Annotated in this window: 8 protein-coding genes; 7 read left to right on the plus strand and 1 reads right to left on the minus strand. The window is 62.6% G+C overall.

Features of this window, described 5'->3' with window-relative positions; translation table 11 throughout:
* Positions 1-9 precede the first annotated feature (9 nt).
* From P3C18_RS13365 to P3C18_RS13380, 4 genes are all read left to right on the plus strand, one after another.
* Positions 10-1,815, plus strand: coding sequence for a phenylacyl-CoA dehydrogenase (locus P3C18_RS13365; RefSeq protein ID WP_275962337.1), 1,806 nt, complete (start codon positions 10-12; stop codon positions 1,813-1,815).
* A 393-nt stretch (positions 1,816-2,208) separates the two neighbouring features.
* Positions 2,209-3,498: a GGDEF domain-containing protein gene (locus P3C18_RS13370; RefSeq protein ID WP_275962338.1), complete on the plus strand. Its 1,290-nt coding sequence runs from the start codon at positions 2,209-2,211 to the stop codon at positions 3,496-3,498.
* A 112-nt stretch (positions 3,499-3,610) separates the two neighbouring features.
* The gene (locus P3C18_RS13375) at positions 3,611-5,407 is read left to right on the plus strand and encodes an acyl-CoA dehydrogenase C-terminal domain-containing protein (protein ID WP_275962339.1); all 1,797 of its coding nucleotides are present in this window, start codon (positions 3,611-3,613) and stop codon (positions 5,405-5,407) included.
* A 183-nt stretch (positions 5,408-5,590) separates the two neighbouring features.
* A complete protein-coding gene (locus P3C18_RS13380; RefSeq protein WP_275962340.1) occupies positions 5,591-7,369 on the plus strand; it encodes an acyl-CoA dehydrogenase C-terminal domain-containing protein in 1,779 nt (592 codons plus the stop codon).
* A 265-nt stretch (positions 7,370-7,634) separates the two neighbouring features.
* Here P3C18_RS13380 and P3C18_RS13385 read toward each other — a convergent pair whose 3' ends face one another.
* Entirely contained in the window at positions 7,635-8,222 is a 588-nt protein-coding gene (locus P3C18_RS13385) for a HutD family protein (protein ID WP_275962341.1), read from the minus strand.
* Between the two features lie 270 nt (positions 8,223-8,492).
* Here P3C18_RS13385 and hutI point away from each other — a divergent pair, with 270 nt between their 5' ends.
* From hutI to P3C18_RS13400, 3 genes are all read left to right on the plus strand, one after another.
* Positions 8,493-9,728 (plus strand): imidazolonepropionase, encoded by a 1,236-nt coding sequence (hutI, locus tag P3C18_RS13390; RefSeq protein WP_275962342.1) that lies wholly within the window; start codon positions 8,493-8,495, stop codon positions 9,726-9,728.
* Positions 9,718-10,659 (plus strand): formimidoylglutamase, encoded by a 942-nt coding sequence (gene hutG, locus P3C18_RS13395; RefSeq protein ID WP_275962343.1) that lies wholly within the window; start codon positions 9,718-9,720, stop codon positions 10,657-10,659. The genes hutI and hutG overlap by 11 nt, the downstream gene beginning before the upstream one ends.
* A gap of 120 nt (positions 10,660-10,779) precedes the next feature.
* Positions 10,780-12,105: a YjiH family protein gene (locus P3C18_RS13400; RefSeq protein WP_275962344.1), complete on the plus strand. Its 1,326-nt coding sequence runs from the start codon at positions 10,780-10,782 to the stop codon at positions 12,103-12,105.
* The last annotated feature ends 21 nt before the right edge of the window (positions 12,106-12,126 follow it).

Genomic DNA, 12,126 nt, shown 5'->3' on the forward strand with positions numbered 1-12,126 from the left:
TTAACCGCTATGCCTGATTACAAGGCCCCCTTGCGTGATATCCGTTTCGTACGCGACGAACTGCTCGGCTACGAAGCGCATTATCAGAGCCTGCCTGGCTGCCAGGACGCTACTCCGGACATGGTCGACGCCATCCTTGAAGAAGGCGCCAAGTTCTGTGAGCAAGTGCTTTCGCCACTGAATCGTGTAGGTGACACCGAAGGTTGCACCTGGTCCGCCGAAGGCGTGAAAACCCCAACCGGCTTCAAAGCTGCCTACAAGCAGTATGTAGAAGGTGGCTGGCCGAGCCTGGCTCACGACGTTGACCACGGCGGCCAAGGCCTGCCGGAGTCCCTGGGTCTGGTTGTCAGCGAAATGGTCGGCACCTCGAACTGGTCGTGGGGCATGTACCCAGGCCTGTCGCACGGCGCGATGAACACCATCTCCGAGCACGGCACCGACGAGCAGAAGCACACCTACCTGACCAAGCTGGTATCCGGCGAGTGGACCGGCACCATGTGCCTGACCGAGCCGCATTGCGGCACCGACCTGGGCATGCTGCGTACCAAGGCCGAGCCTCAGGCTGACGGTTCGTACAAGGTTTCCGGCACCAAGATCTTTATCTCCGCTGGCGAACACGACATGGCCGATAACATCGTCCACATCGTGCTGGCCCGCCTGCCCGACGCGCCGCAAGGCACCAAAGGCATCTCGCTGTTTATCGTGCCGAAGTTCTCGGTTAACGCTGACGGCACCGTTGGCGCACGTAACGCCGTTTCCTGTGGCTCGCTTGAGCACAAGATGGGCATCCACGGTAACGCCACCTGCGTGATGAACTTCGACGGCGCTACCGGTTACCTGATCGGCCCAGCCAACAAAGGCCTGAACTGCATGTTCACCTTTATGAACACGGCTCGCCTGGGTACTGCTCTGCAAGGTCTGGCTCACGCTGAAATCGGTTTCCAGGGTGGCCTGAAGTACGCTCGCGAGCGTCTGCAGATGCGTTCCCTGACTGGCCCGAAAGCGCCGGAAAAAGCCGCTGACCCGATCATCGTCCACCCGGACGTGCGTCGCATGCTGCTGACCATGAAAGCTTTCGCCGAAGGCAACCGCGCCATGGTGTACTTCACCGCCAAGCAGGTTGATATCGTCAAGTACAGCAAAGACGAAGCCGAGAAGAAGCAAGCCGACGCACTGCTGGCTTTCCTCACGCCTATCGCCAAAGCATTCATGACCGAAGTTGGCTTCGAAGCAGCCAACCACGGCGTGCAGATCTATGGCGGCCACGGCTTTATCGCCGAGTGGGGCATGGAGCAGAACGTTCGCGACAGCCGTATCTCCATGCTGTACGAAGGCACCACCGGTATCCAGGCACTCGACCTGCTGGGCCGTAAAGTGCTGCAGACTCAAGGCGAAGCGCTGAAAGGCTTCACCAAGATCGTGCACAAGTTCTGCCAGGCCAACGAAGCCAACGACGCCGTTAAAGCGTTCGTCGAGCCTCTGGCCAAGCTGAACAAGGAGTGGGGCGACCTGACCATGAAAGTGGGCATGGCAGCGATGAAAGACCGCGAAGAAGTCGGTGCTGCTTCGGTGGACTACCTGATGTACTCCGGCTACGTCTGCCTGGCCTACTTCTGGGCTGACATGGCGCGCCTGGCTGCCGAGAAAATCGCTGCCGGCACTGAAGACGAAGCCTTCTACAAGGCCAAGCTGCAGACCGCTCGTTTCTACTTCGCGCGCATCCTGCCGCGTACCCGTAGCCACGTAGAGGCCATGCTGTCCGGCGCCAACAACCTGATGGACATGGACGAAGAGCACTTCGCTCTGGGCTACTAAGCCTTAGTTCCAGCGCAGGTCGAAAAACCGCTGCCTCTTGGGGTGGCGGTTTTTTTATGCCTGCCATCCTTGGTAGTCACCCAGCGGGCCGTCGCTGCGCGACGTTAAAAATCGCTCCTGGCCATTTTTTATGTTCAGCACATCCATGTGCTTCACCCCTTTGGGGCTTGCGCGCAAAAGCGCTCCCGGCGCTTTTGTGTCCGGCCATCCCTGGCAGCCACCCTTCGGGCCGTCGCCGCGCGACGTTTAAAACTGTTCCAGACAGTTTTTATTTGGGCGAATAAAAAGTCCCAGGCAGCTTGTCGATTTGCCTGTCAGGTTCCGTGCGCATCGCGCTCGTTACAGGCAAACTGCGCGGCGTTGTCCACTTTTTATCGCTGTGTGGAGCCCGTCTTGTCGCGTCTTGCTGCTGTGCGCTTCAGTCATTTTCTGCCTTCGCTGCTGCTTCTGCTCGGCGGCTTGCTGTTGGCGCAGCTGGCGGTGCTGAGCGAGTTTTTCACCTCGCTGTTCAATGTGCTGCCGACCCTGCTGCTATTGCTCGGCGGCGCGTTCTGCCTGGTCTATGGCCGCCAGCGCGAAGTGTTTCTGCTGCTGACGCTGTACCTCGGCTACTTTCTGCTGGATACCCAGGTCGATCATTTCCGCGCCACGGGACAGGTGCGCAGTGATGCGGCGCTGATTTTTCATCTGTGTAGCCTGTTGCTGCCGCTGCTCTACAGTCTTTACGCCGCCTGGCAGGAGCGTACCCATCTGCTGCAGGACCTGATCGCCCGCGCCGCTGTGCTGCTGGCAGTCAGTGCGGTAGCGGTGGGCCTGGCGCAGCGCTTTCCCGAGGCGTTGCTGCACTGGTTGTCGCTGGTGCGCTGGCCGGCGCTGCAGGTCGAGTGGCTGGCGCTGGTGCAGCTGGCCTACCCGGTGTTTATCCTCGGTCTGATTCTGCTGCTGGTGCAGTACCTGCGTGCGCCGCGGCCGTTGCATGCGGCGCAGTTGCTGGGGCTTTGCGGCCTGCTGTGGATGCTGCCGAACACCTTTATTCTGCCCAATGCACTGAATGTGATGAGCAGCCAGATCATGCTGATTCTGGTTGCTGCCGTGGCGCACGAGGCCTATCAGATGGCCTTCCGTGACGAACTTACCGGCCTGCCGGGACGCCGCGCCTTGAATGAGCGCCTGCAGCGCCTGGGCCGCAGCTATGTGATCGCCATGGCCGACGTCGACCACTTCAAGAAATTCAACGACACCCACGGCCACGATGTCGGCGATCAGGTGCTGCGCCTGGTCGCGGCTCAGCTGCGCAAGATCGGCGGCGGGGGCAAGGCCTACCGTTATGGCGGCGAGGAATTCACCTTGGTGTTCCCCGGCAAGACGCTTGACGAGTGTCTGCCGCACCTCGAGGTGGTGCGTCAGGCCATCGAGGTCTACCGCATTCAACTGCGCGACAAGCAGCAGCGCCCGCAGAACGATAAACAGGGGCGTGCACGGCGGGCCGGCAGCGCGGCGAGTCAGGTGTCGGTGACCGTCAGCATGGGCGTGGCTGAGCGCGGATTGGAGCAACGCAGCCCGGAGGAGGTACTCAAGGCCGCCGACCAGGCGCTGTATAACGCCAAGGGCGCCGGGCGTAACTGTGTGCGCAGTTATGGTCAGCGGCGCGGCGCGGTCAAGCTGGATTCCGCGCGCACCTGAGGCTGCCAGGGCGAATGGCAGTGTATTCAGCATCTGCACTGTGATTGTTGAGGCGGCGCGTGAGCCGTAGCGTAGGGGGCTAATCCACGCTCTAGCTGACGGAGATGCCAGCATGCCCGAGTACAAAGCCCCCCTGCGCGATATGCACTTTCTGATCGACGAGGTCTTCGACTTTCATGCTGGCTACGCCGCGATGGGTGCCAGCGACGCCACCCCGGATATGGTCAGCGCGATCCTCGCCGAGGGTGCGAAGTTCTGTGAGCAGGTACTGGCCCCGCTGAACCGCTCCGGCGATGAAGAGGAATGCCAGATCAACGACGGCGTGGTGATCACGCCCAAGGGGTTCAAGGAAGCCTTTGCTCAGTACGTTGAAGGCGGCTGGAACGGCCTGGCGGCGGACCCGGCATACGGCGGTCAGGGACTACCGCATTCCCTCGGTCTGTTGATCGGCGAAATGGTTGGCGCCAGCAACACCTCCTGGGGCATGTACCCCGGCCTGACCCACGGCGCAATGTCGGCGATCCACGCCCACGGTACCGAAGCACAGAAACAGACCTACCTGAGCAAGCTCACCGAAGGCAGCTGGACCGGCACCATGTGCCTGACCGAAGCCCACTGCGGCACCGACCTGGGCCTGATCAAGACCCGCGCCGTACCGCAGGCTGACGGCAGCTATGCGGTCAGCGGCAGCAAGATCTTTATCTCTGCCGGCGAGCACGATATGAGCGAGAACATCGTGCATCTGGTGCTGGCCAAACTGCCCGACGCGCCGGCCGGCACCAAGGGCATCTCGCTGTTTATCGTGCCCAAGTTCCTGCCCAGCGCTGAAGGTCAGGCAGGCGAGCGTAATGGCGTCAGCTGCGGCTCAATCGAACACAAGATGGGCATCAAGGCCTCGGCCACCTGTGTGATGAACTTCGACAGTGCCACCGGCTACCTGATCGGTGAGGCCAACAAGGGCCTCAACTGCATGTTCACCATGATGAACCACGCACGCCTGGGCACCGGCATGCAGGGTCTGTGTCTGGGTGAAACCAGCTTCCAGGGCGCGATCAAGTACGCCACTGAGCGCCTGCAGATGCGTGCGCTGACCGGGCCGAAAGCGCCAGATAAAGCCGCCGACCCGATCATCGTCCACCCCGATGTGCGGCGCATGCTGCTGACCATGAAAGCCTTCAACGAAGGCAATCGCGCGCTGGCCTATTTCACCGCGCAGCTGATCGACCAGGCGCACCGTGGCGACAGCGCCGAGCAGCGTGAAGAGGCGGAGAACCTGTTGGCCTTCCTCACGCCGATCTGCAAAGCCTTTATGACCGAGACCGGCCTGGAGGTGACCAACCACGGCATGCAGGTGTTCGGCGGCCATGGTTTTATCCGCGAGTGGGGCATGGAGCAGCTGGTCCGCGATTGCCGCATCGCACCTATCTATGAAGGCACCAACGGCATCCAGGCCCTCGACCTGCTCGGGCGCAAGGTGCTCGGCAGCCAGGGCAAGCTGCTGCGCGGCTTTACCAAGATCGTCCACAAGTTCTGCGAGGCCCAGGCCGAGCATCCGCAGTTCAAGGGTTATGTCGCGCAACTGGCGACGCTCAACCAGCAGTGGGGCACGCTGACCCAGAAGATCGGCATGGCTGCGATGAAGAACCCGGACGAAGTCGGCGCGGCGTCGATGGATTACCTGATGTACTCCGGCTACGTCATCCTGGCCTACTTCTGGCTGCGCATGGCCCTGGTGGCCGAGCAGAAGCTGGCGGCGGGTGCGGGTGAGGCGGCGTTCTATCAGGCCAAGCTGGCGACCTGCGAGTTCTACTTCAAGCGCCTGTTGCCGCGTACCGCCACCCACCTGGCCGGTGCCGAGGCGGGCAGCGAGTGCCTGATGCGTTTGCCGGCCGAGCACTTCGCCCTCTGACCGACGGTTACAAGCCCTGCAAAGCCCGCCATCCGGCGGGTTTTGCCGTTACATAGAGCCTGTCTGGCCTAACAAACGAATGGTGACCTGCCGGTCATGACGCGACGCTATGTGTCTAAAAAGTTGTTCGGTTAGACTCCCTGCACATCTTTACACCTGCTGCTTCGTCCGAGGATTTGCCCCATGGCTGACTACAAAGCTCCCCTGCGCGATATGCGCTTCGTGCTCAATGAAGTGTTTGAAGTTTCCAAGCTGTGGGCCCAATTGCCGGCCCTGGCTGAAGTGGTCGATGAAGACACTGCAGCGGCGATTCTCGAAGAAGCCGGCAAGGTCACCGGCGGCGTGATCGCCCCGCTGAACCGCAGCGGCGACGAAGAAGGTTGCTCCTGGGCCAACGGCGCGGTGAAAACCCCAGCTGGTTTCCCGGATGCCTACAAAACCTACGCCGAAGGCGGCTGGGTAGGCGTCGGTGGCGACCCGGTATTCGGCGGCATGGGCATGCCCAAGGCGATCTCGGCCCAGGTCGAAGAAATGGTCAACTCGGCCAACCTGTCGTTCGGCCTGTACCCGATGCTGACGGCCGGCGCCTGCCTGTCGATCAACGCCCACGCCAGCGAAGAGCTGAAAGAAAAATACCTGCCGAACATGTATTCGGGCGTCTGGGCCGGTTCCATGTGCTTGACCGAGCCGCATGCTGGTACCGACCTGGGCATTATCCGCACCAAGGCCGAGCCGCAGGCTGATGGCAGCTTCAAGGTGTCCGGCACCAAGATCTTTATCACCGGTGGTGAGCACGACCTGACCGAGAACATCATTCACCTGGTATTGGCCAAGCTGCCAGATGCTCCAGCGGGCCCGAAAGGCATCTCGCTGTTCCTGGTGCCGAAAGTCATGGTCAACGCCGACGGTTCCTTGGGCGAGAAGAACGCGCTGTCCTGCGGTTCCATCGAGCACAAGATGGGCATCAAGGCCTCGGCCACCTGCGTGATGAACTTCGACGGCGCCACCGGCTGGATCGTCGATGCGCCGAACAAGGGCCTCGCCGCCATGTTCACCATGATGAACTACGAGCGTCTGGGCGTGGGCATCCAGGGCCTGTCCCTGGGCGAACGCAGTTACCAGAACGCCGTGGAATACGCCCGTGACCGTATCCAGAGCCGCGCGCCGACCGGCCCGGTCGCCAAGGACAAAGCCGCCGACCCGATCATCGTGCACCCGGACGTGCGTCGCATGCTGTTGACCATGAAAGCGCTGAACGAAGGCGGTCGTGCCTTCTCCAGCTACGTGGCTATGCAGCTCGACACCGCCAAGTTCAGCATCGAGCCCGCCACCCGCAAGCGCGCGGAAGAGCTGGTTGCTCTGCTGACCCCGGTAGCCAAGGCCTTCCTCACCGACATGGCGCTGGAAACCACCACCCATGGCCAGCAGATCTTCGGCGGCCACGGTTATATCCGTGAGTGGGGCCAGGAGCAGCTGATCCGCGACTGCCGCATTACCCAGATCTACGAAGGCACCAACGGTATCCAGGCGCTCGATCTGGTCGGCCGTAAAGTGGTTGGCAGCGGCGGTGCGTTCTACAAGCACTTCGCCGAAGAGATCAAAGCCTTCACCGATTCCGCCGACAGCAGCCTGGCCGAATTTATCGAGCCGCTGAAAGGCGCCATCGCCAACCTGGAGCTGATGACTGCCGATCTGCTGGAACGCGCCAAGGCCAACCCGAACGAAGTCGGCGCCGCCTCGGTCGAGTACCTGCAGGTGTTTGGCTACACCGCCTACGCCTACATGTGGGCCCTGATGGCACGCACCGCGTTGGCCAAGCAGGATCAGGACGAGTTTTACGTGAGCAAACTGGGCACCGCGCGTTTCTTCTTCGCCCGCCTGCTGCCGCGTATCCACTCGCTGACTGCTTCGGTCAAAGCTGGTAGCGAGAGCCTGTACCTGCTCGACGCTGCGCAGTTCTAAGCCCGCGTCGCTACAAAAAAGCCCCGGCCTAAATAGCCGGGGCTTTTTTGTGGCTCTGTACCCATTGCGTGTTGCGAGGCGACAAATCGTAGGTTGGCGTTGAGCGCAGCGAAGCCCAACAAGCGGCGGCATGTCTCGTTGGGCTTCGTCGCGTTGCTCCTTAACCCAACCTACCCGCAAGAGCCCTACGTGGGGGGCGTACGGCGCACGCTCTCCATGTATGCAATGGCTAGCGGGTGCGTAGCCTTTCTTAGGCTGCAAAAATCTATTTTCCCACCCGCTCCAGTCTGGCCAGCAGTAGCCGGGTAGTGCCGCTGCTGCTCAACCGGCAGCGCCCCGCTTCCTGCTCCAGCAGCAGGCCTTGGCCGTCGGTCAACTGCATCCGGCTGCCATCCGGCAACAGGCAGTCCAGCGCGCTGCCTGCCATGCAGTAGATAAACAGCACCTCACTGCAGTCGAAGCCTGCTTCGCCCTTCAGCTCACTGTACTCCAGGCGTTGTTGCCAGCGCCCACGGCGGCTCATCAGGTTGAAGTCCTGCACCGGGCCGTCGAGCAGTTCGGCCTGCACATCCAGTTCGCCGGCAAAGCTCAGCACGGGGTTGCTCGCATCGAGGATCACCGGTTCCGGCAGATTCAGGCGCAAGCCCGCGCCGCTCAGCAGCGCCAGGCTGCGATCGATACCGGGAAAGTGCGAGAAGGCGCCGGCAGCCTCCACCTTGGCGCTGCTGATACGCCAGTCGAAATCTTCCAGGCCGGCACCGGGCGGGGCGATAGCCAGTTCCAGGGTGACGCCCTGGCCATTCTTCCACGGCACTTGGCGGGTAGTACGGCTGTCGATAATGCGGATGCTCACGGGGATATCTCATCGTTGGCTTTGGTATATGTATATACATTGTATGGGCGGTTCTGCCCAGATGGCGCGCGCGTCGAATGCGGCCGTTGGTCTGCGCCTGCTGGCGAATAAAGCCTCGTGCGCACTCTCTATCTAGATGATTGCTGTGGGTTCTCGCGGCAAAGGCCGGGGCATGGCTGAGGCGTGACTGCAATTATTGGGCGACGGATGGGGTTGACGACTGTCCGGTCAGCTTCTAATGTATATACAACTTCGATCAAGGAGCGTTCCATGCCCTCATCCACCCCCTCTCTGTTGTGGCGCGAGCTCTGTCTGTTCGACGGCCTGGCCACGCTGGCTGAGCCGATCAATCTGCTGGTGGCGGATGGCAAGGTAGCCGGCATGTGGCCAACCAGCGCGTTTCCTGAAGCTATGGCTGAGGGTGCGCTCGAAGCTGGGCGTGGCGGGGTGATGACCCCGGGTCTGGTGGATTGCCACACGCATCTGGTGTACGCCGGCAACCGCGCCGCTGAATTCGAGCAGCGCCTCGAAGGTGCCAGCTACGCTGAGATCGCCAAGGCCGGCGGCGGCATTCTCAGTACCGTGCGCGCCACCCGTGCTGCCAGCGAGGATGAGCTGCTGGCGCAGAGCCTGCCGCGTTTGCAGGCGCTGCTGGACGACGGTGTGACCACCCTGGAAATCAAATCCGGCTATGGCCTGAGCACCGCTGATGAATTGAAGATGCTGCGCGTTGCCCGCCGCCTCGGCGAGTTGCTGCCGCTGCGCATCACCACCACCTTGCTCGGCGCCCACGCCTTGCCGCCGGAGTTCGCCGGCGATAGCGATGGCTATATCGCCCTGGTGTGCAACGAGATGATCCCGGCGGCCGTTGCCGAAGGTCTGGCTGATGCGGTGGATGTGTTCTGCGAAAACATCGCCTTTAGCCCAGCGCAGTGCGAGCTGGTGTTCCAGGCTGCGCAACGCCACGGTCTGCCGATCAAGGTGCACGCCGAGCAGCTGTCCAATCAGGGTGCCAGCGCCCTGGCCGCGCGTTATCAGGGCCTCTCGGCCGACCATATCGAGTTTCTCGATGAGGCCGGGGTGCAGGCCATGGCTGCCGCCGGCACCGTGGCCACCCTGTTGCCGGGGGCCTTTTACACCCTGCGGGAAACCCAGTTGCCGCCCATCGCGCTGCTGCGTCAGTACAACGTGCCGATGGCCCTGGCCAGCGATGCCAACCCCGGCACCTCGCCGATCTGCTTTCCGACCCTGTGCCTCAACCAGGCCTGCACCTTGTTCCGTTTGACCCCGCGCGAAGCCCTGGCCGGTATGACCGCCCATGCCGCCCGCGCCCTCGGCCACCCTGACCTGGGGCGGATCGAGGTTGGGGCCCCCGCCGATCTGTGCCTGTGGGATGTGCAGCAACCTGCCGAACTGGCCTATGCAGTCCAGCCGGGCCGGCTGCGTCAGCGCATCTTCAACGGCGCCATTAGCTACAGCAAAGAGGCCAACAGCCATGCACGCTGATCGTCATTCCATGCAGCTCTGGCAGGGCCGTATCGACCCGGAAGCCGACAGCCCGCGCTGGCACCAGCGCATTCAGGCGCTCAGCGCCGACAGCCAGCCTGGCGTCGCCCTGCTCGGTTTCGCCAGCGACGAAGGCGTACGCCGTAACCATGGCCGCGTTGGCGCGGTAAATGGGCCGCTGGCCATTCGCAAGGCGTTGGCCAACCTGGCCTGGCATCGCCAGGGTGCGGCCTATGACGCCGGTGATGTGCTGTGCGCCGATGGTGATCTGGAAAGCGCCCAGGCACGCCTCGGCCATAACGTCTGCGCGCTGCTGGATGCGGGGCATCTGCCGGTCGTTCTAGGTGGCGGCCATGAGGTGGCTTTCGGCAGTTGGCAGGGCATTGCCGAACATATGGCGGGCGGCACTGCGCCGCGTATCGGCATTATCAATTTCGATGCGCATTTTGATCTGCGCGACCCGGCCCATGCCCATTCCTCCGGCACGCCGTTCGCGCAGATTGCCGAGCAGTGCGCCGTACGTGGCTGGCCGTTCGCCTATGCCTGCCTCGGCGTCAGCCGCGCCAGCAATACCCGCGCCTTGTTCCAGCGCGCCGCCGAGCTGAACGTGCTGGTGCGCGAAGACCGCGAGATTCGCGAAGGCAGCCTGACGGCGCTTAGTGCCGAGTTACAGGCCTTTATCGCCGGCTGCGACGCGATCTACCTGACCATCGATATCGACGTGCTGCCGGCCTGCGAAGCCCCAGGCGTCAGCGCCCCGGCCGCGCGTGGCGTGCCCCTGGCGCTGCTCGAACCGCTGCTGGAAACCGTGCGCGACAGCGGCAAGTTGCGCCTGATGGACCTGGCCGAACTCAACCCCGAACACGACATCGACAGCCGCACTGCCAAGGTCGCGGCGCGGCTGATTCACCTGTTGACCCTGACCGGCTAAGCGCTACTTGGCCACTTCCCTGACAACAATAAATACAGAGGAATGCACAGATGACACCCAGCACCCAGCACCGCCGCGGCGGCAGCCAGGCACCCTGTTTGTTGCGCGCGGAGAGCCGTCATGTCTGAACAGCTCACGGCGTTTGCCAGCGTGTCCAAGGGGCGCGCCCTGGCCCGGTTGCTCGGCTACAGCCTGATCGGTCTGCTGATCTTCTTTGTGCCGTTCGAAGTCGGCGGGCGCAGCACCATCCTCCTCGACCATGCGGCCACGGCCTTGCAAACCCATGCACGGCCGCTGGTGATCACTATTGCCATGCTATTTATGCTCTACGGCGCGCTGCAGCCCTGGTTTAGCGGCAGCTGGCGCGGCGACCTGACGCGCACCGTGTTCAGCGTGCTCAAGGTGTTCGGTCTGCTGATCGGCGTGGCCTATCTGTTCCGTGTCGGGCCTGAAGCGCTGTATCAGCCGGGCATGCTGCCGTTTCTGTTCGACAAGCTGGTGCTGAGCCTGGCGCTGATCGTGCCGCTGGGTGCGCTGGCCCTGGTGTTTCTGATCGGCTTCGGTCTGCTGGAGCTGGTCGGCGTGCTGATGCAGCCGGTGATGCGGCCGATCTGGCGCACGCCGGGCAAGTCGGCAATCGATGCCGTGGCCTCGTTCGTCGGCAGTTACTCGGTGGGCCTGCTGATCACCGATCGCATGTACCAGCAGGGCCATTACAGCGTGCGTGAGGCGGCGATTATCGCCACCGGCTTCTCCACCGTTTCGGCGCCTTTTATGGTGATCATCGCCAAGACCCTGGGCCTGATGGAAATCTGGAACCTGTATTTCTGGAGCGCGATGTTGGTGACCTTCAGCGTCACTGCGGTCAGCGCGCGTATCTATCCTTTGTCACGCCTGCCCAGCGAAAGCCGCCCCGAGCCGCAACTGCAAGCGGGCGAAAGCCGCCTCGGCAATGCTTGGCGTGCCGGCCTGAGCCAGGCGGCCTGCGCGCCCTCGCTGCTTAGCGCGTTGCGCGAGACCTTTGTCGATGGCCTGCGCATGACCGCCGCCATTCTGCCGAGCATCCTCGCCGTCGGCCTGCTCGGTTTACTCGCCGCCAAATACACCCCGCTGTTCGATGCCCTCGGCGTGCTGTTCTACCCACTGACCTGGCTGTTTGGCCTGCATGAGCCGATGCAGGTGGCCCGCGCCATTTCGTCCGGCCTGGCGGAGATGTTCCTGCCGGCCATGTTGCTGAAAGACTCCGACATGCTGGTCAAGTTCGTCACCGCCATCGTCTCGGTGAGCAGCGTGCTGTTTCTCTCTGCCTCGATTCCCTGCGTGCTGGCCACGCGAATTCCCCTGCGCCTGCGCGACCTGTTGCTGGTCTGGCTGCAGCGCACGTTCTTAAGCCTGTTGTTCAGCATTCCGTTGGGCTACCTGGCGCTCTACATGGGCTGGCTGTAAGCCGCCCGCACCTAACGATCT

The sequence above is a fragment of the Pseudomonas sp. 1928-m genome (genome assembly GCF_029269135.1).
Lineage (GTDB): Bacteria > Pseudomonadota > Gammaproteobacteria > Pseudomonadales > Pseudomonadaceae > Aquipseudomonas.